Raw genomic sequence first — 25,539 nt, 5'->3', positions numbered from 1 at the left:
TGCGGCTTCATGAGAAGAAGCGCAGTTGTGCTGTGTGGTGCGACCGTCGTCCTGGCGGGAGCCGTCACGGCCGTCCCCGCCGAGGCCGGTACCTCCGGTACCGCGGTCACCGCCCTGTCGGCGAAGGTCAGTTGGAAGAAGTGCGGCACCGAGAACTACCCGACCCTGCAGTGCGGGTCGGTGAAGGTGCCGCTGGACTACGCCCACCCCAAGGGGCGCCAGATAACCCTGGCCCTGTCCCGGGTCCCGCACACCGCGAAGAAGTACCAGGGCCCGCTGCTGGTCAACCCGGGCGGCCCCGGCGGCAGCGGTCTGACGCTCGCCGGCTTCGTCGCCTCGGCCCTGCCCAAGGCGGTCGCGGCCCAGTACGACGTCATCGGCTTCGACCCGCGCGGGGTGGGCAAGAGCTCGCCCGCCCTCGACTGCAAGCCGGGCCACTTCAACCCGGTCCGCCCCGCGAGCGTCCCGAACACGCCCGCGATCGAGAAGGCGAACCTGGAGCGCGCCAAGTCCTTCGCCGCCGCCTGCGGCCGCAAGTACGCGAGCGTGCTGCCGTACATCAACACGATCAACGCCGTGAAGGACATGGACTCGATCCGCAAGTCCCTCGGCGCGAAGAAGATCAACTACTTCGGCTACTCGTACGGCACCTACCTGGGCCAGGTCTACGCGAAGCTCTTCCCGGGCAACGTGCGCCGGCTGGTGCTCGACTCGATCGTCGACCCCGACGGGGTCTGGTACGACGCCAACATCTCGCAGGACTACGCCTTCGACGCCCGCCAGAAGGCCCTGATGGCATGGATCGCGAAGTACAACTCCACGTACGAGCTCGGTACCGACCCGGCCAAGATCGAGGCCAAGTGGTACGCGATGCAGGCCGAGTTGACGAAGAATCCGGCGGGCGGCAAGGTGGGCGCGGCCGAGCTGGAGGACACCTTCATCCCGGGCGGCTACTACAACGGCTACTGGCCCGACCTGGCCAAGGCGTTCGCCGCGTACGTGAACGACAAGAACGCCGCCCCGCTGGTCGAGGCGTACGAGAACCTCGCCGCGATCGACGCCTCCGGTGACAACGGCTACAGCGTCTACACCGCCGTGCAGTGCCGTGACGCCTCCTGGCCGCGCGACTGGAAGCAGTGGCAGAAGGACAACTGGGCCGTGTACAAGAAGGCTCCCTTCATGGCCTGGAGCAACGCCTGGTACAACGCGCCGTGCGCGTTCTGGCCCACGAAGACGCTGAAGCCGGTGAACGTCGCCAACTCCAAGCTCCCGCCGGTGCTGCTGTTCCAGGCGACGAACGACGCGGCCACCCCGTACCAGGGCGGTGTCACCGTCCACCGTCTGCTCAAGCACTCCAGCCTGGTCGTCGAGCAGGGCGGCGGCAACCACGGCATCTCGCTGAGCGGCAACGCCTGCCTGGACAAGTACCTCGCGAAGTACCTGACCGACGGCACGGTCCCCCGCGGCCACGGCACCGCCGACGCGGTCTGCAAGAAGCTCCCCGACCCGACGCCGGCGGCGGCCCAGCCGGCCACGGCGTCGGCCCTGACCGGCGCCTCCACGCCGGCCACGGCGGCCACCGGCGGTGACGAGCTGCACCAGCTGCTCGGCTTCCGCGGCTGACCGCGAGCCGACGTACGAAGAGGGGCGCCCGGTGCTCGCCGGGCGCCCCTCGTCGTCGTAATCCTGGATACGGCTACAGCTTCTCGATCACGTGGTCGATGCACTTCGTCAGGGCCTCGACGTCGGCCGGGTCGATCGCCGGGAACATCGCCACGCGCAGCTGGTTGCGGCCCAGCTTGCGGTAGGGCTCGGTGTCGACGATGCCGTTGGCGCGCAGGACCTTGGCGACCGCGGCGGCGTCGATCTCGTCCGAGAAGTCGATCGTGCCGATGACTTGCGAGCGCTTGGCCGGGTCCGTGACGAACGGGGTCGCGTGCTTGGACTCCTCCGCCCAGGTGTACAGGCGGGTCGAGGAGTCCTTCGTGCGGGCCGTCGACCAGGCCAGACCGCCCTGGCCGTTGATCCACTCCAGCTGCTCGTTCAGCAGGAAGAGGGTGGCCAGCGCCGGGGTGTTGTACGTCTGGTTCTTGCGGGAGTTGTCGATCGCCGTGGGGAGCGAGAAGAACTCCGGGATGTGACGGCCCGACGCGTGGATCCGCTCGGCGCGCTCGATCGCGGCCGGGGAGAACACGCCGATCCACAGGCCGCCGTCGGAGGCGAAGGACTTCTGCGGGGCGAAGTAGTAGACGTCCGTCTCGGTGATGTCGACCGGCAGGCCGCCGGCGCCGCTCGTCGCGTCGACCAGGACCAGGGACCCCTCGTCCGCGCCCGCCACCCTCTTGATCGGGGCCGCGACACCCGTCGAGGTCTCGTTGTGGGTGAAGGCGTACACGTCGACGCCCGCCTCGGCCCGCGGCTCCGGGTGCGTGCCGGGGTCGGAGGAGACGACGGTCGGCTCCGCCAGCCAGGGGGCCAGCTTGGACGCCTTCGCGAACTTCGAGGAGAACTCGCCGAAGGTCAGGTGCTGCGACTTGTTCTCGATCAGGCCGTGCGTCGCCACGTCCCAGAACGCGGTCGAGCCGCCGTTGCCGAGGACGACCTCGTAGCCCTCGGGAAGGGAGAACAACTCACTGATGCCCTCGCGCACCTTGCCGACCAGGTTCTTCACCGGGGCCTGGCGGTGGGAGGTACCGAGCAGAGACGTACCGGTTGCGGCCAGCGCGTCCAGCGCTTCCGTCCGCACCTTGGAGGGGCCCGCGCCGAATCGACCGTCGGCGGGCTTGATGTCAGCGGGAATCTGGATCTCAGCCACGGTGTGAGGTTAGCGGGTGGGGAAACCTGGTCGAAACGTAGTCCGTCGGGTGAGACGGCGGTGTTGACCGGACTGGTTTGCTGGAGTCATGACGGATCTTGAGGCCGATCTCCGCAAGGCCGTCCGCGGTGAGGTCGCCTTCGACGTCACCTCCCGGGCCCTGGTCACCATGGACGCCTCCAACTACCGGCGCGTCCCCCTCGGGGTCGTCGCCCCGCGGGACGCCGACGACGTGGCCGCCGTGCTGGAGGTCTGCCGCGCGCACGGCGTACCCGTCGTCCCCCGCGGCGGCGGCACCTCCATCGCCGGACAGGCCACCGGTACCGGAGTCGTGCTCGACTTCACCCGGCACATGAACCGGCTGGTCTCCCTGGACCCCGAGGCCCGTACCGCCGTCGTCCAGCCCGGGCTCGTGCTCGACCGGCTCCAGGAGGCCGCCGCCCCGCACGGACTGCGCTTCGGCCCCGACCCGTCCACCCACAGCCGCTGCACGCTCGGCGGGATGATCGGCAACAACTCCTGCGGCTCGCACTCGGTGGCGTGGGGCACCACCGCGGACAGCGTGAGCGAGCTCGACGTCGTCACCGCGCGCGGTGAGCGGCTGCGACTCGGACAGGGGTGGGCCGGGGCGCCCGCGGGGCTGCGGGAGCTGGTCGACGGGGAGCTCGCGCGGCTGCGGACCGGCTTCCCCGAGCTGCCCCGCCGCATCTCCGGATACGCCCTGGACGCCCTGCTGCCGGAGCACCGGGCCGATGTGGCCCGGGCCTTCTGCGGCAGCGAGGGCACCCTCGGCGTCCTCACCGAAGCGGTCGTACGACTCGTCGAGGCGCCCCACGCGACCGCGCTCGCGGTGCTGGGGTACGCGGGCGAGGGCGCGGCCGCCGAGGCCGCCGCCGGGCTGCTGACGCACCGCCCCCTGACGGTGGAGGGCATGGCGGCCGACCTGGTGCCCTCGGCGGCCTCGCTGCCCAGAGGCGGCGCCTGGCTGTTCGTGGAGACGGGCGGTGCCACGGCGGCCGAGGCACGCGCGCGTGCGGAGCGGATCGTGCGCGCGGCCGACGTCCTCGACGCGCTGGTGGTGACCGACCCGGCCGGACAGCGGGCGCTGTGGCGGATCCGCGAGGACGCGAGCGGTACGGCGACCCGGATGCCGGACGGCTCGGAGGCCTGGCCCGGCTGGGAGGACTGCGCGGTGCCGCCGCATCGGCTGGGCGCGTACCTGCGGGACTTCCGGGAGCTGCTGGGCGCGCACGGGCTGCGCGGGACGCCGTACGGCCATTTCGGCGACGGGTGCATCCACGTCCGCATCGACTTCGACCTGCTGACCGAGGCCGGCGTGGGACGTTTCCGTCGCTTCTCCGAGGAACTCGCCGACCTGGTCGCGGCGCACGGCGGGTCGCTGTCCGGGGAGCACGGGGACGGACAGGCGCGCGCCGAACTGCTGCCCCGGATGTACGGCGCCGAGTTGGTGGCCCTGTTCGAGCGGGCCAAGGCGGTGTGGGACCCGGACGACCTCCTCAACCCCGGGATGCTGGTCCGCCCGGCGCCCCTCGACACCAACCTCCGCTTCTCCGTCCTGCCCCGGAAGCCGGTCGACGTGGCCTTCGGCTACCCGGCCGACGGCGGTGACTTCTCGGCGGCCGTACGACGCTGCGTCGGGGTCGCGAAATGCCGTACGACGTCGGTGACCGGGCCCGCCGTCATGTGCCCGTCGTTCCGGGCCACCGGCGAGGAGGAGCACTCCACGCGCGGTCGTGCCCGGCTGCTGCACGAGATGCTGGCGGGCGAGTCGGGCGGCCCGGTGACCGACGGCTGGCGATCGACCGAGGTGCGCGACGCCCTCGACCTGTGCCTGTCCTGCAAGGGCTGCCGGAGCGACTGCCCGGTCGGGGTCGACATGGCCACGTACAAGGCGGAGTTCCTGCACCACCACTACGCGGGACGACGGCGCCCGGCGTCCCACCACAGCATGGGCCGGCTACCGGAGTGGCTGCGCTGGGTGGACGGACTGCGGCTGGCCCCGCTGGTCAACTCCCTCGTCTCCGTAAGGCCGTTGGCCGCCGTCGCGAAACGGCTCGGCGGAATCGCGGCCGAGCGGCCGATCCCGAGGGTGGCGGCGCGGACGTTCAGCCGGTGGTGGGACGGGCGCACCGCCCGCGGCACCGGTGACCTGGTCGTCCTGTGGCCGGACACGTTCACCGAGCACTTCTCGCCGGCCGTGGGGCAGGCGGCCGTACGGGTGCTGGAGGCGGCGGGGCTGCGGGTGGCGCTACCGCCCACCGTGCACCTGGAGAAGGCACCGGTGGGCGACGGCAGAACGGTCGCCCTCGACCCGGTGTCCCTGCTGCGCGGCCGGGGCCGGGTCTGCTGCGGTCTGACGTACGTCTCGACGGGCCAACTCGACCGCGCCCGTACGGTGTTGCGCCGCACCCTCGACCTGATGGGCCCGGTGCTGGAGACCTCGGCCCCGGTCGTCGTCCTGGAACCGAGCTGCGCCGCCGCGCTCCGCAGCGACCTCCCGGAGCTGCTGCACGACGACCCGCGCGCCGCCCTTCTCGCCTCCCGGGTCCTGACCTTCGCGGAGGCCCTCGAGCGACTCGCCCCCGGCTGGCGGCCACCGGTCCTGGGCCGCCCGGTCGTCGGCCAGACGCACTGCCACCAGCACGCGGTCCTCGGCGACGCCCCCGACCGCCGGCTGCGCGAGGCCGCCGGCCTCACCGGCGAACTGACCGGCGGCTGCTGCGGCCTGGCGGGCAACTTCGGCTTCGAGAAAGGGCACTTCGAGGTCTCACGGAGCTGCGCGGAGGAGCAACTGCTCCCGTCGGTGCGCGAGGCCCCCGAGGACGCGGTGCTGCTGGCCGACGGCTTCTCCTGCCGCACCCAGCTGGAACAACTCGCGGGGCTGCGGGGGCGGCATCTGGCGGAGGTGCTGGCGGACGCGTTGCAGGACGCGTTGCCGGAGGGAACCGACCCGGGGCGGTGAGCGGGCGGACTCAGGAGGATCCGTGGCTTGAGAGACTCCGGCCATGGATACCAGCACGTGGACCCTGCGTCCCGCGGAGCAGGACGATGTCGAGCCGATCGCCGAGCTGCGGGCCGTGGTGATGCGCCCGGACCTGGAGCGGCTGGGGCGGTTCGACGAGCACCGGGTGCGGCAGCGGTTCCGGGACTCCTTCGTCGCGGCGCACGCGTCGGTCATCCTGGCCGAGGGCCGCTTCGCGGGGTGTGTCGCGCTGCGCCCCGCCGAGGACGCGCACTGGCTGGAGCACTTCTTCCTCGACCCGGACCTCCAGGGCCGCGGCCTCGGCTCGGCCGTCCTGCGCACGCTGCTGGCCCGCACCGACGCCACCGGCGGGACCGTCCGCCTGAACGTCCTCCAGGGCAGCGCGGCCAGGCGGCTGTACGAGCGGCACGGGTTCACCGTGGAGAGCGAGGACCCGGTGGACGTCTTCATGGTCCGGCGGCCGGGCGCGGGGCCCGTCCGGGCGGGTGGCCCGGGGGCCGATGTCTCATGCCCCGAGACAGTGGCATAAGGAGTTTACGCGCCTGACGTAGTCCATTACTCTGGACTGCTAGGTGCATCCTGGTGGACAGCGGGGTGCATCGCACCGGACCACTCCGAGCCGAGCAACTGGACCGCACGTGACTACGCCCGACACCGCCACCCCGGCCCGCGTCTCCCCGTCCCCGACAGCGGCCGCCGCCGTCGGCACGCCCCGGCGCCGTACCTCCCTGGGTCCCGTCGGGCTGGTGCTGGCCGGCGGGGTCTCCGTGCAGTTCGGGGCCGCGCTGGCGGTCCTGCTGATGCCGAGGGCGGGGGCCCTCGGTGTGGTGACGCTGCGGCTGATGGCCGCCGCGGTCGTTCTGCTGATCGTGTGCCGCCCCCGGCTGCGTGGCCACTCCCGCGCCGACTGGGGCACGGTCGTCGTCTTCGGTCTCACCATGGCCGCGATGAACGGCCTCTTCTATCAGGCCGTCGACCGCATCCCGCTCGGCGCCGCGGTGACCCTGGAGGTCCTGGGCCCTCTCACGCTCTCCGTGCTGGCCTCCCGCCGTGCGGTGAACGCGGTCTGGGCCGGACTCGCGCTCGCCGGGGTCTTCCTCCTCGGCGGCGGGGACTTCGGTGCCCTGGACCCGTGGGGCGTGGTGTTCGCCCTGGCCGCCGGTGCCATGTGGGCGACGTACATCGTCTTCAGCGCGCGCACCGGCCGCCGCTTCCCGCAGGCCGACGGCCTCGCCCTGGCGATGGCGGTCGGCGCGCTGGCCTTCCTGCCGCTGGGCATCGCGGAGTCGGGCGCCAAGCTCCTCGACCCGGTGACCGTGGGTCTGGGAGCGGCGGTGGCCCTGATGTCCTCCGTGCTGCCCTACACCCTCGAACTCCTCGCCCTGCGCACGCTGCCCGCGTCCGCCTTCGCGATCCTCATGAGCCTGGAACCGGCCCTGGCCGCCCTGGCGGGCTTCCTGATCCTCGACCAGGCGCTGTCCGCGGTCCAGGCGCTCGCCATCGCGCTCGTGATCGCGGCGAGCATGGGAGCGGTCCGTACGCAGGTGGGACGCGGTGACCGGGGAACTCCCCGGGAATCCCCGCGGTAGCGGGGCCGATCAGCCGGCGGGCTTCTCCCACACGGAGACGTGCTGCCGGCTGTCGTGGGTGAACGGCGTCCGCCCCCAGTCCTCCCACCGCTCCCGCAGCCGCATGCCCGCCAGCCGGGCCATCAGGTCGAGCTCGGCGGGCCAGACGTACCGGAAGGGGATGGACCAGAAGGAGCCCTGGCCGTCCTCCGTGACCTTGACGTGGTGCGAGGACATGGCCTGGGTCGCGAGGTCGTACGTGTCGAACCCGAGGCGGCTGTCGCCGACGTGGAAGGGGACGGTGTTCTGTCCCGGTGGCAGTTTCCGCAGATCGGGGACCATGACCTCGACGACGAAGGTCCCGCCCGGTGCCAGGTGCCGGGCGGCATTGCGAAAGCAGTCCACCTGGGCGTCCTGGCTGGTCAGATTCATGATCGTGTTGAAGACCAGGTAGGCGAGGGAGAAGCTTCCGGGCGCGGTGGCCGTCGAGAAGTCCCCGAGGGTCACACCGATCGCGTCCCCACCGGGCTTGTCCCGCAACCGGTCCGCCATCGCCCGGGACAGTTCGATCCCGTGCACCTCGACACCCCGCGCGGCCAACGGCAACGCGATGCGCCCGGTGCCGATGCCCAGTTCCAGGGCCCGCCCGGCACCGGCCAGCCCCACGAGCAGATCCACTGCGGGCGCCACCGCGTCCGCGGCGAACATGTCCGCGAGCGACTCGTCGTAGGTCGCGGCAATCGACTCGGGGAAGTAGCCGTCTTGATCGGTCACCGCAGGACGGTACTGCGCGGGAGGGGACGGCCGCGCGCGAATTTCCGCCGACAGGGGCGGGGAGGGGACCGCTCCTGGTGTGTAAGGTTCGTCGGTTGTCGATGGCCCGGTGTCGTCGCGGACGGGCTGGGGCTTGCGGGCCCCGGTCACCGATTCGCGTACCTCGGTCACCCCGGCGAGACCGTCCGCGCGGGGCGGGTGCCGGGGCCCGGCCCGCGCGGACGGGCCGGGCCGACGTGGCCGTGCCGGTTCTCCGGGTGCCCTAGGCCGCGAGCAGGACCGGTGCTGTGGCCGATGCCTGGTCCTGCCGCGGCCCCGCCTCCTCGCGGCGCGCGGCGAAGACGTACACCCGCAGGACCGCGAAGCGCCCCACGCCCGCGAGGCCGGACGCGCCGAGGTAGACAAGCTGTTCCGTCAGCAGGCCGGGGGACGACTGCGCCAGGTGCAGGACGAGCACGGCGATGCTGGTCACCGCGTACGCGGCGGTGGCCGAGCCCGCCGACTGCCAGTGCTCGCGCCAGCCGGCGCGGCGCCCCCCGCCGAAGGTGAAGCGGGCGTGCAGTTCGGTGCACAGCAGGGTCGAGACGACGGTGACGACCGCGTTGGCGAGCGCCCACGGCGCGGCCATGGCCAGCAGGGGTACGGCGAGACCGGAGAGGACTCCGACCCCACCCCCCAGGACCACGAACCGCAGGAATGCGGCGAGGGGGCCCGGCGTGGCCGGTGCCGCCGTCACGGCCTGCTGCTGTGCGAGCGGTGACTTCACCAGGGACTCCTTCCGCGTTGCTGTTTCCGATGTTGGAAAAGCTACGTTGCGTTTATGGAGTTGGCAACTTATTTATCGCGCACAACCTGAATATATGCAGGTGAAAGCAGCAATTTCATTGCAACGGCTGACCGATTAATGCAACGTCGCCCCGGTCGATCATTGCAATGAGCAAGCGGTGAACGCTATGTCCTGGCGAAGAATTAATGCAAGCACGCTTGCTTGTTTTGGGGCCCGCTGCCATCCTCGCCCCATGGCCGACCCCACCCCCGTCATCGACGACCTCTGCGCGGAGAGCGACGAACTCGACCTGCTCGTGGCCGAGTTGAGTGCCGAGCAGTGGGCGCTCGCGACCCCCGCCCCCGGCTGGACCGTCGCCCACCAGATCGCCCACCTCGCCTGGACCGACCACTCCTCCCTGCTGGCCGTGACCGACCCGAAGGCCTTCTCCCGCGAGGTCGAGAAGGCGCTCGCGGCACCCGGGGACTTCGTGGACAACGGCGCGGAGGAGGGCGCGGGAAAGCCCCCCGCCCGGCTGCTCGCGTACTGGCGGGCGGGACGCGAGGACCTGGCGGAGGCCCTGCGGAACGCCCCCGAGGAGGCCCGTTTCCCCTGGTACGGCCCGCCCATGTCGACCGCCTCCATGGCCACCGCCCGTCTCATGGAGACCTGGGCCCACGGCCTGGACGTCGCCGACGCGCTGGGGGTGAGCCGCGCGCCGACCGACCGGATCCGGCACATCGTCCGCCTCGGCGTCCGCACCCGGGACTTCTCCTTCGGCGTGCACGCGCTGACGCCGCCCTTCGAGGAGTTCCGCGTCGAACTGACCGCCCCCTCGGGCGCGTTGTGGGCCTACGGTCCCGAGGACGCCGCCGACCGCGTCACCGGCCCCGCCTTCGACTTCTGCCTCCTGGTCACCCAGCGGGCGCACCGCGCCGACCTCGCCCTGACCGCCGCCGGGGAAAACGCCGACCGCTGGCTCGACATCGCCCAGGCCTTCGCGGGCCCGCCCGGCAAGGGGCGCGCACCCAAGGGGACGGCCGGGTGACCCCCCTCCGCATCGGCAACGCCTCCGGGTTCTACGGCGACCGCTTCGACGCCCTGCGCGAGATGCTCACCGGCGGCGAACTCGACGTCGTCACCGGCGACTACCTCGCCGAGCTGACCATGCTCATCCTCGGCCGGGACCGGCTGAAGGACCCCGAAGGCGGATACGCCCGCACCTTCCTGCGCCAACTCGAGGAATGCCTCGGCCTCGCACACGAGCGGGGTGTCCGGATCGTGGCCAACGCGGGCGGCCTCAATCCCGCCGGACTCGCCGCCCGCACAAGGGAGTTGGCTGACCGGCTCGGCCTGCCGGTCCGGGTCGCCCACGTCGAGGGCGACGACCTGACCCGCGCACACCCCGGTTCCCTCGCGGCCCACGCCTACCTCGGCGGCTTCGGCATCGCCGCCTGTCTCCGGGAGGGCGCCGACGTCGTGGTCACGGGAAGGGTGACGGACGCCGCCCTGGTCACCGGGCCCGCCGCCGCCCACTTCGGCTGGTCGCCGACGGACCACGACCGCCTCGCGGGGGCCGTCGTCGCCGGACACGTCCTGGAGTGCGGCACACAGGCCACCGGCGGCAACTACGCCTTCTTCGCCGAGGACGGGCACGATCTGCGGAGGCCCGGCTTCCCCCTCGCCGAACTCCACGAGGACGGCACCGCCGTCATCACCAAGCACCCCGGCACCGGCGGCTTCGTGGACCTCGGCACGGTCACCGCGCAGCTGCTCTACGAGACCCAGGGCGCCCGGTACGCGGGTCCCGACGTCACCACCCGCCTCGACACCGTCCGGCTCACCCAGGACGGCCCCGACCGTGTCCGCATCTCCGGCACACGCGGCGAACCCCCGCCCCCCACCCTCAAGGTCGGCCTCAACCGGCTGGGCGGCTTCCGCAACGAGGTCGCCTTCGTCCTCACCGGCCTGGACATCGAGGCCAAGGCCGCCCTGGTGCGGGAACAACTGGAACCGGCCCTCGCCAAGGTCGCCGAGGTGCGCTGGGACCTGGTCCGCACCGACCGCCCGGACGCCGGCACCGAGGAGACCGCGAGCGCGCTGCTGCGGCTGGTCGTCCGGGACACGGACCAGGAGTCGGTCGGGCGCGTGCTCAGCGGGGCCGCCGTGGAACTGGCCCTGGCCAGCTACCCCGGGTTCCATGTGCTGGCACCACCCGGAAAGGGCTCGCCCTATGGGGTCTTCGAGGAGGTGTACGTCCCCCATGGGGCCGTGGACCATGTGGCCGTCCTCTACGACGGGCGACGGATCCCGGTGGCGCCGGCCCAGGAGACCGCCGTACTCGAAGACGTCCCCCGGCCGCCCCTGCCGGAGCCGTTCGCCGAAGGGCCCGTGGTCAGGGCTCCGCTCGGGCTGGTCATCGGTGCCCGCAGCGGCGACAAGGGCGGGAACGCCAACGTGGGGGTGTGGGCCCGCACGGACGAGGCGTGGCGGTGGCTCGCCCACACGCTCACCGTCGACCGCCTGCGCGAACTCCTGCCGGAGACAGCGCAGTTGAACATCAGCCGGCACGACCTCCCGCACCTGCGCGCCCTGAACTTCGTGGTCGAGGGGATCCTCGGCGAGGGCGTCGCCGCCCAGCACCGCTTCGACCCGCAGGCCAAGGCCCTCGGCGAATGGCTGCGCTCCCGCCACCTGGACATCCCGGAGGCCCTGCTGTGACGATCCTGCCGACCACCCTCGACACGACCGGCCCCGACTACCGGGCGAACCGCGAGGCCATGCTCGCGAAGCTGGACCAGCTGACCGCCGAACACGCCAAGGCGCTCGCCGGCGGCGGCGAGAAGTACATCCAACGGCACAGAAAGCGCGGCAAGTTGCTCGCCCGCGAGCGCATCGAGCTGCTCCTCGACCCCGACACACCCTTCCTGGAACTGTCCCCGCTGGCCGCCTGGGGCAGCGACTACGCGGTCGGCGCCGCCCTCGTCACCGGGATCGGGGTGGTGGAAGGCGTGGAGTGCCTGATCACCGCCAACGACCCGACCGTGCGCGGGGGCGCGAGCAACCCCTGGTCGCTGAAGAAGGCCCTGCGCGCCAACGACATCGCCCTCGCCAACCGGCTGCCCTGCATCAGCCTGGTGGAGTCGGGAGGAGCCGACCTGCCCTCCCAGAAGGAGATCTTCATCCCGGGCGGTGCCGTCTTCCGGGACCTGACGAGGCTGTCGGCGGCCGGCATCCCCACCGTCGCCGTCGTCTTCGGCAACTCCACCGCGGGCGGCGCGTACGTCCCCGGCATGTCCGACCACGTGATCATGGTCAAGGAGCGGGCCAAGGTGTTCCTCGGCGGCCCGCCCCTGGTCAAGATGGCCACCGGCGAGGAGAGCGACGACGAGTCCCTCGGCGGCGCCGAGATGCACGCGCGCGTGTCGGGCCTCGCGGACTACTTCGCGATCGACGAGCGGGACGCGCTGCGGCAGGCCCGCCGGGTCGTCGCCCGCCTCAACCACCGCAAGGCGTACGGCGATCCGGGCCCCGCCGAACCACCGAAGCACGACCCCGACGAACTGCTGGGGATCGTCCCCGGCGACCTCAAGGTGCCGTTCGACCCCCGCGAGGTGATCGCCCGGATCGTCGACGCCTCCGACTTCGACGAGTTCAAGCCGCTGTACGGGACGAGCCTGACGACCGGCTGGGCCGAGCTGCACGGCTATCCGGTGGGCGTGCTGGCGAACGCCCGAGGGGTCCTGTTCTCCGAGGAGTCCCAGAAGGCGGCCCAGTTCATCCAACTGGCCAACCAGCGCGACATCCCGCTCCTCTTCCTGCACAACACCACCGGCTACATGGTGGGCAAGGAGTACGAGCAGGGCGGCATCATCAAGCACGGCGCGATGATGATCAACGCGGTCTCCAACTCGAAGGTCCCGCACCTCTCCGTCCTGATGGGCGCCTCCTACGGCGCCGGCCACTACGGCATGTGCGGCCGCGCCTACGACCCCCGCTTCCTCTTCGCCTGGCCCAGCGCCAAGTCGGCCGTCATGGGCCCCCAGCAGCTCGCCGGCGTGCTCTCCATCGTCGCCCGCCAGTCGGCCGCGGCGAAGGGACTGCCGTACGACGAGGACGGCGACGCCGCCCTGCGCGCGATGGTGGAGCAGCAGATCGAGTCCGAGTCGCTGCCCATGTTCCTGTCCGGGCGGCTCTACGACGACGGCGTCATCGACCCCCGCGACACCCGGACGGTCCTCGGCATGTGCCTGTCCGCGATCCACACCGCGCCCTACGAGGGTGCGCGCGGCGGCTTCGGCGTCTTCCGGATGTGAGGGAAACCCAGTGATTTCTGCACTCCTCGTGGCCAACCGGGGCGAGATCGCCTGCCGGATCTTCCGCACCTGCCGTGACCTGGGCATCCGGACGGTCGCCGTGCACTCGGACCCGGACGCGGACGCCCTCCACACGCGCGTGGCGGACACGGCCGTACGACTCCCCGGAGCCGCCCCCGCCGACACCTATCTGCGCGCCGACCTGATCGTGAAGGCGGCGCTCGCCTCCGGCGCCGACGCCGTGCACCCCGGCTACGGCTTCCTCTCCGAGAACGCCGACTTCGCGAGGGCGGTCCTGGACGCGGGCCTGGTCTGGATCGGACCGCCGCCGTCCGCGATCGAGGCGATGGCGTCCAAGACCCGCGCGAAGGAACTGATGGGGCTGGCCCCCCTGGGCGAGGTGACGCGGGCCGACCTGCCGGTGCTGGTGAAGGCGGCCGCGGGCGGCGGAGGCCGCGGCATGCGCGTCGTACGCCGTCTCGAGGAGCTGCCCGCCGCCCTGGAGAGCGCCCGCGCGGAGGCCGCGAGCGCCTTCGGCGACGGTGAGGTCTTCTTCGAGCCGTACGTCGAGGACGGCCGCCACGTCGAGGTCCAGATCCTCGCCGACACCCACGGCACGGTGTGGGCCCTGGGCACCCGCGACTGCTCCCTCCAGCGCCGCCACCAGAAGGTGATCGAGGAGGCCCCGGCCCCCGGACTCCCGCAGGACCTCACGGCTCGGCTGCACGAACTCGCCGTACGGGCGGCACGAGCCGTCGACTACGTGGGCGCGGGCACGGTCGAGTTCCTCGTCTCCGGCACCCAGGCGCACTTCCTGGAGATGAACACCCGCCTCCAGGTCGAGCACCCGGTGACGGAGGCGGTGTTCGGCATCGACCTGGTCGCGGAACAGATCCGGGTCGCCGAAGGGCACGAGCTGGGCGACAAGCCCCCACACGCGCGTGGCCACGCGGTCGAGGCCCGCCTCTACGCCGAGGACCCCGCACGGGAGTGGACCCCGCAGACCGGCACCCTGCACCGCCTCTCGGTCCCCCCGTCCGTCCGCCTCGACACGGGCTACGAGGACGGCGACGACATCGGCGTCCACTACGACCCGATGCTCGCCAAGGTCGTCGCCCACGCACCCACCCGTACGGAGGCGGTCCGCAAACTGGCCGGCGCCCTGGAGCGGGCGACGCTCCACGGCCCGACCACGAACAGGGATCTGCTGGTGAACTCCCTGCGCCACAAGGAGTTCACCTCGGCCCGCATGGACACGGGCTTCTACGACCGCCACCTGCCCGAGCTCACCGCGGCCGCCCCCGACCCGCTGGCCCCCCTGGCGGCGGCCCTCGCGGACGCGGTCGGCCGCTCCCGCTTCGGCGGCTGGCGCAACCTGCACTCCGCCCCGCAGACCAAGCGCTACGAGATGGCGGGCGAGGAGCACGAGGTCCACTACCGCCACACGAGCAGGGGCCTGGAGGCGGACGGGGTCAGGGTCGTGCACGCGGACCCGAGCGCGGTCGTCCTCGAAGTGGACGGCGTGCGGCGGACGTTCGAGGTGGCGCGGTACGGCGACGAGCTCCATGTCGGCGGCACGGCCCTGAAGCCCCTGCCCCGCTTCCCCGACCCGACGGCCCAGCACGCCCCGGGCTCCCTCCTGGCCCCCATGCCGGGGACGGTCGTCAGGGTCGCGGACGGCCTGACGGAGGGCTCCGCCGTGGAAGCAGGCCAGCCCCTTCTGTGGCTGGAGGCGATGAAGATGCAGCACAGGATCACGGCACCGCACACAGGAACGCTCAGCGAGCTGAACGCAGTCGTCGGCCAACAGGTGAAGGTCGGCTCCCTGCTGGCAGTAGTCCGGTCCACCTGAAGGAGCCACACATGCCCACGATCGAAACGAACGAGCACAAAGCCCTCCGGACAGCTGTGTCCGCCCTCGGCAAACGGCACGGCCGCGACTACGACCGAGAGGCCCTGTGGGCCGAGGCGGCCAAGCTCGGCTACCTGGGCGTCAACCTCCCCGAGGAGTACGGGGGCGGAGGCGGCGGAATCGCCGAACTCTCCATCGTGCTCGAAGAGCTGGGGGCCGCGGGCTGTCCCCTCCTCATGATGGTCGTCTCCCCGGCGATCTGCGGCACCGTGATCGCCCGCTTCGGCACCGACGCCCAGAAACAGGAGTGGCTGCCCGCCCTGGCGGACGGCACCCGCACCATGGCCTTCGGCATCACGGAACCCGACGCGGGATCCAACAGCCACCGGATCACGACGACAGCCCGCAAGGACGGCTCCGACTGGCTGCTCACCGGCCGCAAGGTCTTCATCTCCGGCGTGGACCTGGCCGACGCCACCCTCGTGGTCGGCCGCACGGAGGACTCCCGCACCGGCCGTCTGAAGCCCGCCCTCTTCATCGTCCCCCGCGAAGCCCCCGGCTTCACCCGCCGCCGGATCGACATGGAACTCCAGGCGGTGGAGAAGCAGTTCGAGCTGACCCTCGACGACGTACGCCTGCCCGCCGAAGCCCTCGTGGGAGACGAGGACGCGGGCCTCCTCCAGCTCTTCGCCGGACTCAACCCCGAACGCATCATGACGGCCGCCTTCGCGATCGGCATGGGCCGCTACGCGCTCTCCCGGGCGATCACCTACGCCAAGGACCGCACGGTGTGGAACACCCCCATCGGCGCCCACCAGGCCATCGCCCACCCCCTCGCCCAGGCGCACATCGACCTCGAACTCGCCCGTCTGATGACGCAGAAGGCCGCCCACCTCTACGACGAGGGCGACGACGCGGGTGCCGGAGAGGCCGCCAACATGGCGAAGTACGCCGCGGGGGAGGCCTGCGTGAAGGCCGTGGACCAGGCCGTCCACACCCTCGGCGGCAACGGCCTCACCCGGGAGTTCGGGATCGCCTCGCTGATAACGGCCGCGCGCGTGGCTCGTATCGCACCGGTCAGCAGGGAGATGATTCTCAACTACGTCTCCCACCAGACCCTGGGCCTGCCCAAGTCGTACTAGGCCGTCATGGAGGAACCGTGTTCCGCAGCGAGTACGCAGACGTCCAGCCCATAGAACTCCCCATCCACGACGCCGTGCTGGCCCGCGCCGCCGAGTACGGTGACGCGCCCGCCCTGATCGACGGCACCGACGGCACCACCCTCACCTACGCCCAGCTCGACCGGTTCCACCGCAGGGTCGCCGCGGGCCTCGCGGAGGCGGGCGTCACCAAGGGGGACGTGCTCGCGCTGCACAGCCCCAACACGATCGCCTTCCCCACCGCGTTCTACGCCGCCACGCGCGCGGGTGCCTCCGTCACGACCGTGCACCCGCTGTCCACGCCGGAGGAGTTCGCCAAGCAGCTCTCCGACTCCGCGGCCCGCTGGATCGTCACCGTCTCCCCGCTCCTCGAGACGGCCCGCCGGGCGGCCGAACTCGCTGGCGGGGTACGGGAGATATTCGTCTGCGACAGCGCTCCCGGCCACCGCTCGCTGATCGACATGCTGGCCTCGACGGCCCCCGAGCCGGACATCGCCATCGACCCGGCGACGGACGTGGCGGCACTGCCGTACTCCTCGGGCACCACCGGCACCCCCAAGGGCGTGATGCTCACGCACCGGCAGATCGCCACCAACCTCGCCCAGCTGGAACAGCTGATGTCGGCGGGCCCCGAGGACCGCGTCCTCGCCGTGCTGCCCTTCTTCCACATCTACGGCCTCACGGCCCTCATGAACGCACCCCTGCGCCTCGGCGCCTCGGTCGTCGTCCTGCCCCGCTTCGACCTGGAGACCTTCCTCGCCGCCATCCAGAACCACCGCATCACCGGCCTGTACGTGGCCCCGCCGATCGTCCTCGCCCTCGCCAAGCACCCGCTGATCGAGCGGTACGACCTCTCGTCCCTGCGCTACATCGTCAGTGCCGCCGCCCCCCTGGACGCCGAGCTCGCCGCCGCCTGCTCGGCCCGGCTCGGTCTGCCGCCCGTCGGCCAGGCGTACGGCATGACGGAACTCTCGCCCGGCACCCACGTCGTCCCCCTGTCGGCCATGCGCGAGGCACCGCCCGGCACCGTCGGCAAGCTCATCGCCGGCACCGAGATGCGGATCGTCTCCCTCGACGACCCCGACAAGGACCTCGACATCGGCGAGCCCGGCGAGATCCTCATCCGCGGCCCGCAGATCATGAAGGGCTACCTCGGCCGCCCCGACGACACCGCCGCGATGATCGACCCCGACGGCTGGCTGCACACCGGGGACGTCGGCCATGTCGACGCCGGCGGCTGGCTGTTCGTCGTCGACCGGGTCAAGGAGCTCATCAAGTACAAGGGCTTCCAGGTGGCCCCCGCCGAACTGGAGGCCCTCCTGCTCACCCACCCCGGCATCGCCGACGCGGCCGTCATCGGCGTGTACAACGACGACGGCAACGAGGTCCCGCGCGCCTACGTCGTCCGCCAGCAGGCCGCGGCCGGACTCTCCGAGAGCGAGGTCATGATGTACGTCGCCGAACGCGTCGCCCCCTACAAACGCGTCCGCCAGGTCACCTTCATCGACCAGGTGCCCCGGGCCGCCTCCGGCAAGATCCTGCGACGGCAGCTCAGGGAGCGCCCATGACACTGATCGCCCGCACGCGCGCGCGTGCCGTTCAGACCCTCACCCTGGACTCCCCGCACAACCGCAACGCCCTGTCGGGGGCGCTGGTGGGGGAGCTGGCGGCCGCGCTGACGGACTGCGCCGAGGAACCGGACGTCCGCGCGGTCGTCCTCACCCACACCGGCAACACCTTCTCGGCGGGCGCCGACCTGAAGGACCCCCCGGACCCGGACGCCCTGGTCGGGCTCCTGCGGCAGATCGTGGAGCTCGGCAAACCGGTCGTCGCCCGCGTCACCGGCCACGTCCGCGCGGGCGGCCTCGGTCTCCTCGCCGCCTGCGACATCGCGGCCGCCTCCACGGAGTCGACCTTCGCCTTCACCGAGGTACGCATCGGAGTCGCCCCCGCGGTCATCTCCCTGACCCTGCTGCCCCGCACCGACCCCCGCGCCCTCGCCCGCCACTACCTCACCGGCGAGCGCTTCGACGCGGCCGAGGCCGCCCGCACCGGCCTGGTGACGGCGGCGGGCGACGACGTGGACGCCGTACTCGAACCGATCCTCGACGGCCTGCGCCGGTCCGCCCCGGAGGCCCTGGCCGAGACGAAACGGCTGCTCACGGCTAGGGTGCTGGAGACCTTCGACCGGGACGCGGCCCACCTGACCGCGCTCTCGGCCCGGCTGTTCGCCTCGCCGCACGCGCGCGAGGGCATGACGGCCTTCATAGAACGACGGGATCCCTCATGGGTGGTGTGACCACGATCGGCGACCGCGCCGACCGCGTGCCCAAGCAGGACCGCAGCCGGGCCACCCGGCAGCGCCTCCTCGAAGCCGCCGTGGCCTGCCTCGCCGAACACGGCTGGGCCGGCTCCACGGTTGCGGTGGTCGCCGAACGCGCCGGTGTCTCCCGGGGCGCCGCCCAGCACCACTTCCCGACCCGCGAGGACCTCTTCACGGCCGCGGTCGAGTACGTGGCGGAGGAACGCTCCACGGCCCTGCGCGCCCTGTTCCCGCAGGGCGCGGCGGATGACCGGCGGGCGGTCATCTCGGCCTTGGTCGACCTCTACACCGGCCCCCTCTTCCGCGCCGCCCTCCACCTCTGGGTCGCCGCCTCCAACGAGGAACAGCTGCGCCCCCAGGTGACGGAGCTGGAGGCGCGGGTGGGCCGGGAGACCCACAGGATCGCGGTCGACCTGCTCGGCGCGGACGAGTCGAAACCGGGCGCCCGCGAAACGGTCCAGGGCCTTCTGGACATGGCGAGGGGCCTGGGCCTGGCGAACCTGCTCACCGACGACCACGCTCGCCGCGAGAGGGTGGTCGCGCAGTGGGCCGTACTGCTGGACGAGGTGCTGCCCTAGGCCTTCCGCCCACGCACCCTGGGCACCCGACTCAGTGGGCGATCCCCTCGTACCCCTCGATGTCCCCGGGATTCCGAGAACTCGGCCCCACATACCGCGCAGAAGGCCGCACCAGCCGCCCCGTCCGCTTCTGCTCCAGAATGTGCGCCGACCACCCCGCCGTCCGCGCGCACGTGAACATCGACGTGAACATGTGCGCCGGCACCTCCGCGAAGTCGAGCACGATCGCCGCCCAGAACTCCACGTTCGTGGCGAGCACCCGGTCCGGCCGTCGCGCGTGCAGCTCCGCCAGCGCCGCCTTCTCCAGCGCCTCCGCGATCTCGAACCGGGGCGCCCCCAGCTCCCGTGCCGTACGGCGCAGCACACGCGCGCGCGGGTCCTCGGCCCGGTACACCCGGTGCCCGAACCCCATCAGCCGCTCACCGCGGTCCAGCGCCTGCCTGACGTACGCCTCGGCGTCCCCGGTCCGTTCGATCTCCTCGATCATCCCGAGCACCCGCGAGGGCGCCCCGCCGTGCAGCGGCCCCGACATCGCGCCCACCGCCCCGGAGAGCGCGGCGGCGACGTCCGCGCCGGTCGAGGCGATCACGCGCGCGGTGAACGTCGACGCGTTCATGCCGTGCTCCGCGGCCGACGTCCAGTACGCGTCCACGGCCGCCACGTGCTTCGGGTCCGGCTCACCGCGCCACCGGATCATGAACCGCTCCACGACCGACTGCGCCTTGTCGATCTCCCGCTGCGGCACCATCGGCAGGCCCTGCCCGCGCGCGGACTGGGCGACGTAGGACAGCGCCATCACGGCCGCCCGGGCGAGGTCGGCACGCGCCTGCCCGGCATCGATGTCGAGCAGCGGTTTGAGCCCCCACACCGGGGCGAGCATGGCCAGCGCCGACTGGACGTCCACCCGGATGTCCCCGGAGTGCACCGGGATCGGGAACGGCTCGGCGGGCGGCAGACCGGGATTGAAGGCGCCGTCGACCAGCAGCCCCCACACGTTGCCGAACGAGACATGGCCGACCAGATCCTCGATGTCGACGCCCCGGTACCGCAGCGCGCCGCCCTCCTTGTCCGGTTCGGCGATCTCCGTCTCGAACGCGACGACTCCTTCGAGGCCGGGTACGAAACCGCGGCCGGGGTCGAGGTCGGACATCAGGCGGCTCCTCATGATGTGTACGACGGATGACGCCACGATATCCCCGAGTGCCACCTTTGGGGAGAGCAAGCGGCACTCAGTGCCACCGTCCGTGGAGAAGCGATCCGTACGGCAGGATGACGACGTGACCGACGCCGCACACGCCGTCTCCCCGGACCCCGCCTCCATGCGCAAGCAGTACCGCGCGGAGGGTCTCGCCGAGGCCGACCTCGCCGCCACGCCCGTCGAACAGTTCGCGCGCTGGTTCAAGCAGGCGGCCACCGAGGCGCACCTCTTCGAGCCGAACGCCATGGTCGTCTCCACCGCGGACGCCGAGGGCCGCCCCAGCTCCCGCACGGTCCTGCTCAAGCAGTTCGACGAAGAGGGCTTCGTCTTCTACACCAACTACGGCTCCCGCAAGGCGACCGACCTCGCCCGGAACCCGTACGTCTCGCTGCTCTTCCCCTGGCACCCCATGGCCCGCCAGGTCATCGTCACCGGCCTCGCCCGCCGCACCGGCCGCGACGAGACCGCGGCCTACTTCCGCAGCCGCCCGCACGGCTCCCAGCTCGGCGCCTGGGCCAGCGCGCAGTCCTCCGTGATCGACACCCGTGAGCGGGTGGACACCGCCTACGCCGAGCTGGCCGCCCGCTACCCGGAGGGCGAGCAGGTTCCGGTCCCGCCGCACTGGGGCGGCTTCCGGGTGGCGCCGGAGACGGTCGAGTTCTGGCAGGGCCGCGAGAACCGCCTCCACGACCGCCTGCGGTACGTGGCGGAGCCCGACGGGAGCTGGCGGGTGGAGCGGCTGAGCCCCTGAGCCGAGGCCCCCTGGAACGCAGGCGACCCGCGAGCTCTGGATCCCTCCGCCTGACGGCGGGGGAGCCGGCCGGACGTACCGGCGAGCTCGCGGGTCGGGTGACTGCTGGGATTGGGCCGGCTGCACACATCCTTCGCGTGCTGGTCCGGCACCGCACTGAGTGTGGTGGCGAGCCGCTAGCCCGCAGTCACCTCACGCGTCCGGTATTCATACATCTGCCGAACCACCTCCCTTCTCGTGTAGCCAACACACTAGGAACCGACGCCCGCCCGATCAACCACTTTTTTCGGGGGCCGAGATCATTTAGCGTGCCGCGCACGAGGAACGACGAGCGGTCCTCGTGCGAAGGGGGAGTGGTGATCGTGACTGACCTGCGGATCGAGCCGGTCGTCGGGGACGACATGGCCGAACAGTGGCGGCACGTGCACAACGTGATCGTTCCGCCGGCCGCCATGAGCACCGAGGACGTGCGTGAGCGCGTCGGGCGGAACCGGCTGGAGAACGCGTATCTCGGGGACACGCTGGTGGGCTGCTCGACCGTCCGGCCCCCGAGCGGGGACGACGCCGTGGCGACCGTCATCGCGCGCGTGCTGCCCGATCACCGGGGACGGGGTTTCGGGACGGCTCTGTACGAGAAGGGTCTTGATCATGCGCGTGTGCTCGGCGCCCGGGTGATCGAGACGTGTGTGCTGGCCGTCAACGGCGACGGAGTGCGGTTCGCGCTGGCGCGCGGGTTCGTGGAGGTCGACCGGTATGTGCTGGACGGCGGGAGCGACGAGTGGATCGACCTGCGGCTGGAGCCGGACAGGTGGACCGCTTAGGGGGATTCGGCACGTTTCCGGCGTACAACGATTCCCTCAATCTTGCAGGAACCCGGTGTGTGCTGCGTCACGTTCGAGTTGAATGATTGTTAGTGAGCGGCTGGCAGGGGGTCCAGGTGAGTGCTTCCCGGCGTAGTGGGACCACCGACGAGCTGGGGCCGGACGGCCCCGGGCCGGAGGGTCCGGGCGGTTCGGATCTGCTCGCCGCGTTGCTGGACGGCATGGACGCGGCACTGTGTGCCTTCGACGCGGACGGCGTGGTCACCCATTGGAACCGCGAGGCCGAGCGGATCCTCGGCTGGACCGCGGCCGAGGCCGTCGGACGGCACGGGTTCGCCGGGTGGGCCGTGCGGCCGGCGGACGCGGAGGAGGTCGAGGGGCGGCTGATGTCCGCCATGCGGGCGCCCGGACGGCAGGTGCACGAGTTCGCACTGCTGACCAAGGAGGGCGGCCGGGTCCTCGTACGCACCCAGTCCGCGGCCGTTCGCGGACCCGACGGCCGGCCCGCCGGGCTGTACTGCGCCTTCAGCGAGGTGCACACGCAGATCGACCTGGAGCGGTCGATCGCGCTCAGCGAGGCCTTGTTCGAGGACGCCTCGTGGGGTGTCGTGCTCGTCGACGCCGACCTGCGGCCCGCCGTGGTGAACGCGCACGCGGCCCGGTCCCTGGGCATCGGCCGCACCTCCGTGCTGGGGCGGCCCCTCGGGGAGCTCCTCGCGCAGGGCGTGGAGGAGCTGGAGAGCGCGCTCACCCATGTACTGGCCGAGGGCGCGCCGCCGGCGCCGGCCGAGATCTGGGTCGGGGTGCGGACCCCGGACGGCGAGAAACGGCGCTGCTGGCGCTGCGGGTTCGTACGGCTGGCCTCGCCGCTGGCGGAGGAGCCGGTGCCGTTGGGCGTCGGCTGGCTGTTCCAGGACGTCACCGAGGCCAAGCAGAGCGAGCAGGAGGCCTCGCTGCTGCGGTTCCGGACCAACCAGCTGCACCGTGCGGCCCGGGCGGCCGCGGAGTGCGAGGACCCGGCCGAGGCCGCCGTCGTCCACCTGGACTTCGCCCTGGCCGGGTTCGCCGACCACGCGCTCATCGACCGAGTGGCCGGGGGCGCGGTGGCCGACGGCGAGGAGACCGGGCCGGTCCGTCTCGTGCGGGTCGCCGCCACGCCCTCCGGGGCGCCCGGACCGAGTCTGCAGGCGTCGGGCGCGGCCGGACTGCCCGTGCGGTACGGGGAGGGCCATCCGGCGTTGCAGTGCGTGGACCGGGTCGGGGCGGTGCGGGCGAGTGTGGGGTCGGTGCCGGGGGACCGGGCCCGCGAGTGGGCGGAGGCCCGCCAGTGGCCCTCGGACGCGGTGCACGCGCTGTGCGCGGTGCTGCGCAGCCGGGGGCGGACGCTGGGCGTCGTGACGTTCCTGCGGGGGTCCGGGAGGGGCCAGTTCGAGCGGGGCGACGCGGTGTACGCGGAGGACGTCGCGGTCCGGATCGCCTCGGCATTGGATCTGGGCGGAGTGGTGAAGCGGGCCTAGGACTGCTGCCGGACCGCTGCCGGACTACTGCCGGTAGAAGATCCGGTCCCCGTACTCCTCGAACACCCGCTCGTTCCACTCCAGCCCGCCGTCCACGTTCCCCGACCGCAGCAGCGGCGGCTCGATCCCCCGGTCGGCCAGGCAGCCCGCCGCGGTCGCCATCACGGCCTGGAGGAGCGCCGAGGTCACGACCGTGGAGGCGGGGGCGAAGGGGGCCGGGACGGTGTCCAGGGAGAGCTCCGCGTCACCCGGGGCGATCTTGGAGTCGAGGACGACGTCGCAGTGGTCCTTGAGGAAGGTGCCCGAGCTGTGGCGGGGCTCGGTCGCCGTGGTGTACGCGACCGAGGTGACACCGATGACCTTCACGCCGAGGGCGCGGGCGCTCATGGCCATCTCCACGGGAAGCGCGTTGCGGCCGGAGAGGGAGATGATCACCAGGGCGTCGCCGGCGCGGAGGGGCGAGCAGCTCAGGACCGTGCTCGCGAGGCCGTCGACCCGTTCCAGGGCGGAGCCCAGGGTCGCCGGCATGACGTCGACGCCCACGACCCCCGGCACGGTCAGCAGGTTCATCAGGGCGAGTCCGCCGGCCCGGTAGACGAGGTCCTGCGCGGCGAGCGAGGAGTGCCCGGCGCCGAAGGCGAAGAGGCGGCCCCCGGCGGCGACGGTGTCGGCGAGGAGCTCGCCGGCCGCCGTGACGGACCCGGCCTCCTCGTCGCGGACCCTTCGCAGCAGCCCGATCGCGGCGTCGAGGAACTGTCCCGACAGCTTGCCTTCACCGCTCGCGGAGCCCGTCTCGCCCATGCGTCGTCCAACCCTTCGTCGCCGTGTCGCGGATCACCGTGCGGTCTGGACCAGTGGGATGTCAATACGGCCGCGCGCCTGCTCGTAACCCCCTGGTTTCAACGGCGCGGCACGCTTGTCAGTGGCATCCGGCAGAATTGATGCCAGGGCCAGCGCACGAGCCGGGAAGCTGTCGTGCTTCCGGCAGATCTCATCAAGGGGCACGTATGTCCGGACTGATCGACACCACGGAGATGTATCTCCGCACCATCCTCGAGCTGGAGGAGGAAGGTGTGGTCCCCATGCGCGCCCGGATCGCCGAGCGACTGGACCAGAGTGGGCCGACGGTCAGCCAGACCGTGGCGAGGATGGAGCGGGACGGACTGGTGTCCGTCGCCAGCGACCGCCACCTGGAGCTCACGGACGAGGGCCGGCGGCTGGCCACGCGCGTGATGCGCAAGCACCGGCTCGCCGAGTGCCTCCTGGTCGACGTGATCGGCCTGGAGTGGGAGCAGGTCCACGCGGAGGCGTGTCGCTGGGAGCACGTGATGAGCGAGGCGGTGGAGCGCCGGGTGCTGGAGCTGCTGCGCCACCCCACCGAGTCGCCGTACGGCAATCCGATCCCCGGCCTCGAGGAGCTGGGCGAGAAGGACGGCGCCGACCCGTTCCTGGACGAGGGCATGGTGTCGCTGGCCGAGCTGGACCCGGGTCTCGACGGCAAGACGGTCGTCGTACGCCGTATCGGCGAGCCGATCCAGACGGACGCGCAGCTGATGTACACGCTGCGCCGGGCGGGCGTGCAGCCCGGTTCGGTGGTGAGCGTGACCGAGTCGGCCGGCGGGGTGCTGGTGGGCAGCGGTGGCGAGGCCGCCGAGCTGGAGTCGGACGTCGCCTCGCACGTGTTCGTCGCCAAGCGCTGAGCTCGCCCGGAGGGTCGATCGCCGGTTCCCGCAGGGCGGTTGGGGTTTCTCGGGGCCTCGTGTCCCGGCCCGCCCGGGGGCTCGTCGATCCGAGATTCCCCGTGCGGAATCGCAGCGCTTCGACGCTTGTCGTGCGAGGCTGTCGCGTGAGGCATATGACCTGAGGGGGGCGGGCGGATGTGCCGTAGACGTATGGATGGCCCCGGCACCCTTCGGTGCCGGGGCCGGTCCTCCCCTGTGCTGACCCGGAGCCCCGAGCTCCCAGGGTCATTCCCCTCGGACCGATTTCCCCGAGCGGTCCGCCTCCCGCTGAAGATCTCCCCTCGGTCGCGGCGATCATTCCTTGAGCGAGGTCACTCGAACGAGGGGTGTTGGCGGCCGAGGACCCATTTTCGA

The 25,539-nt window shown here is 72.0% G+C and carries 21 protein-coding genes; 16 read left to right on the top strand and 5 right to left on the bottom strand.

The window, feature by feature from the left end:
- The first annotated feature begins 9 nt into the window (after positions 1-9).
- Positions 10-1,623, top strand: coding sequence for an alpha/beta hydrolase (locus IOD14_RS41345; protein WP_212672952.1), 1,614 nt, complete (start codon positions 10-12; stop codon positions 1,621-1,623).
- 73 nt (positions 1,624-1,696) lie between these two features.
- Here IOD14_RS41345 and serC read toward each other — a convergent pair whose 3' ends face one another.
- Positions 1,697-2,815, bottom strand: a complete 1,119-nt coding sequence (gene serC / locus IOD14_RS41340) for a phosphoserine transaminase (protein WP_123990021.1) — start codon at positions 2,813-2,815, stop codon at positions 1,697-1,699.
- 88 nt (positions 2,816-2,903) lie between these two features.
- Between serC and IOD14_RS41335 the strand changes: the two genes are divergently transcribed.
- The 3 genes from IOD14_RS41335 to IOD14_RS41325 all read left to right on the top strand — a co-directional run bounded on the left by IOD14_RS41335 (position 2,904) and on the right by IOD14_RS41325 (position 7,408).
- Positions 2,904-5,798 carry an FAD-binding and (Fe-S)-binding domain-containing protein gene (locus IOD14_RS41335; RefSeq protein WP_212672951.1) on the top strand — a complete coding sequence of 965 codons (2,895 nt, stop codon included), beginning with the start codon at positions 2,904-2,906 and terminating at the stop codon, positions 5,796-5,798.
- Positions 5,799-5,841: 43 nt separating this feature from the next.
- Positions 5,842-6,348 (top strand): GNAT family N-acetyltransferase, encoded by a 507-nt coding sequence (locus IOD14_RS41330; RefSeq protein ID WP_123990019.1) that lies wholly within the window; start codon positions 5,842-5,844, stop codon positions 6,346-6,348.
- A gap of 109 nt (positions 6,349-6,457) precedes the next feature.
- Complete coding sequence (locus IOD14_RS41325; RefSeq protein WP_212672950.1) at positions 6,458-7,408, top strand: EamA family transporter; 951 nt, start codon at positions 6,458-6,460, stop codon at positions 7,406-7,408.
- A 9-nt stretch (positions 7,409-7,417) separates the two neighbouring features.
- Here the strand turns inward: IOD14_RS41325 and IOD14_RS41320 are convergent, their stop codons facing one another.
- Together IOD14_RS41320 and IOD14_RS41315 are read right to left on the bottom strand one after the other, a co-directional pair.
- Complete coding sequence (locus IOD14_RS41320) at positions 7,418-8,161, bottom strand: class I SAM-dependent methyltransferase (RefSeq protein WP_212672949.1); 744 nt, start codon at positions 8,159-8,161, stop codon at positions 7,418-7,420.
- A 262-nt stretch (positions 8,162-8,423) separates the two neighbouring features.
- Entirely contained in the window at positions 8,424-8,927 is a 504-nt protein-coding gene (locus IOD14_RS41315; RefSeq protein ID WP_123990016.1) for a GtrA family protein, read from the bottom strand.
- Positions 8,928-9,180: 253 nt separating this feature from the next.
- On the opposite strand from IOD14_RS41315, the gene IOD14_RS41310 reads away from it, so the two are divergent.
- The 8 genes from IOD14_RS41310 to IOD14_RS41275 are packed head-to-tail and all read left to right on the top strand — an operon-like array spanning position 9,181 to position 19,156.
- On the top strand, positions 9,181-9,975 hold the full coding sequence (locus IOD14_RS41310) for a TIGR03084 family metal-binding protein (protein WP_212672948.1): 795 nt from the start codon (positions 9,181-9,183) through the stop codon (positions 9,973-9,975).
- Positions 9,972-11,648: an acyclic terpene utilization AtuA family protein gene (locus IOD14_RS41305; protein ID WP_212672947.1), complete on the top strand. Its 1,677-nt coding sequence runs from the start codon at positions 9,972-9,974 to the stop codon at positions 11,646-11,648. The genes IOD14_RS41310 and IOD14_RS41305 overlap by 4 nt, the downstream gene beginning before the upstream one ends.
- Positions 11,645-13,243 (top strand): carboxyl transferase domain-containing protein, encoded by a 1,599-nt coding sequence (locus IOD14_RS41300; protein WP_212672946.1) that lies wholly within the window; start codon positions 11,645-11,647, stop codon positions 13,241-13,243. Before IOD14_RS41305 ends, IOD14_RS41300 begins: the two co-directional genes overlap by 4 nt.
- A 10-nt stretch (positions 13,244-13,253) precedes the next feature.
- Positions 13,254-15,095, top strand: coding sequence for a biotin carboxylase N-terminal domain-containing protein (locus IOD14_RS41295; RefSeq protein ID WP_212672945.1), 1,842 nt, complete (start codon positions 13,254-13,256; stop codon positions 15,093-15,095).
- 11 nt (positions 15,096-15,106) lie between these two features.
- Positions 15,107-16,237: an acyl-CoA dehydrogenase family protein gene (locus tag IOD14_RS41290; RefSeq protein ID WP_123990011.1), complete on the top strand. Its 1,131-nt coding sequence runs from the start codon at positions 15,107-15,109 to the stop codon at positions 16,235-16,237.
- Between the two features lie 17 nt (positions 16,238-16,254).
- Positions 16,255-17,823, top strand: coding sequence for a 4-coumarate--CoA ligase family protein (locus IOD14_RS41285; RefSeq protein WP_212672944.1), 1,569 nt, complete (start codon positions 16,255-16,257; stop codon positions 17,821-17,823).
- Positions 17,820-18,554, top strand: coding sequence for an enoyl-CoA hydratase family protein (locus IOD14_RS41280; RefSeq protein WP_212672943.1), 735 nt, complete (start codon positions 17,820-17,822; stop codon positions 18,552-18,554). Before IOD14_RS41285 ends, IOD14_RS41280 begins: the two co-directional genes overlap by 4 nt.
- Positions 18,542-19,156, top strand: a complete 615-nt coding sequence (locus tag IOD14_RS41275; RefSeq protein WP_123990008.1) for a TetR/AcrR family transcriptional regulator — start codon at positions 18,542-18,544, stop codon at positions 19,154-19,156. The genes IOD14_RS41280 and IOD14_RS41275 overlap by 13 nt, the downstream gene beginning before the upstream one ends.
- 31 nt (positions 19,157-19,187) lie before the next feature.
- Here the strand turns inward: IOD14_RS41275 and IOD14_RS41270 are convergent, their stop codons facing one another.
- A complete protein-coding gene (locus IOD14_RS41270; protein WP_123990007.1) occupies positions 19,188-20,306 on the bottom strand; it encodes a citrate synthase 2 in 1,119 nt (372 codons plus the stop codon).
- Positions 20,307-20,433: 127 nt separating this feature from the next.
- Here IOD14_RS41270 and pdxH point away from each other — a divergent pair, with 127 nt between their 5' ends.
- From pdxH to IOD14_RS41255, 3 genes are all read left to right on the top strand, one after another.
- Positions 20,434-21,105 carry a pyridoxamine 5'-phosphate oxidase gene (gene pdxH / locus IOD14_RS41265; protein WP_123990006.1) on the top strand — a complete coding sequence of 224 codons (672 nt, stop codon included), beginning with the start codon at positions 20,434-20,436 and terminating at the stop codon, positions 21,103-21,105.
- A 401-nt stretch (positions 21,106-21,506) separates the two neighbouring features.
- Positions 21,507-21,926 carry a GNAT family N-acetyltransferase gene (locus IOD14_RS41260; RefSeq protein WP_249126338.1) on the top strand — a complete coding sequence of 140 codons (420 nt, stop codon included), beginning with the start codon at positions 21,507-21,509 and terminating at the stop codon, positions 21,924-21,926.
- A 116-nt stretch (positions 21,927-22,042) separates the two neighbouring features.
- On the top strand, positions 22,043-23,443 hold the full coding sequence (locus tag IOD14_RS41255) for a PAS domain-containing protein (protein WP_212672941.1): 1,401 nt from the start codon (positions 22,043-22,045) through the stop codon (positions 23,441-23,443).
- Between the two features lie 24 nt (positions 23,444-23,467).
- Here the strand turns inward: IOD14_RS41255 and IOD14_RS41250 are convergent, their stop codons facing one another.
- Complete coding sequence (locus IOD14_RS41250; protein WP_123990003.1) at positions 23,468-24,244, bottom strand: SIS domain-containing protein; 777 nt, start codon at positions 24,242-24,244, stop codon at positions 23,468-23,470.
- A 206-nt stretch (positions 24,245-24,450) separates the two neighbouring features.
- Between IOD14_RS41250 and IOD14_RS41245 the strand changes: the two genes are divergently transcribed.
- Positions 24,451-25,143 (top strand): metal-dependent transcriptional regulator, encoded by a 693-nt coding sequence (locus IOD14_RS41245; RefSeq protein WP_057608532.1) that lies wholly within the window; start codon positions 24,451-24,453, stop codon positions 25,141-25,143.
- The last annotated feature ends 396 nt before the right edge of the window (positions 25,144-25,539 follow it).

It is taken from the genome of Streptomyces sp. A2-16 (assembly GCF_018128905.1).
In the GTDB taxonomy this organism is placed as follows: Bacteria; Actinomycetota; Actinomycetes; order Streptomycetales; family Streptomycetaceae; genus Streptomyces.
This window is presented reverse-complemented; position numbering and strand designations above follow the sequence as displayed.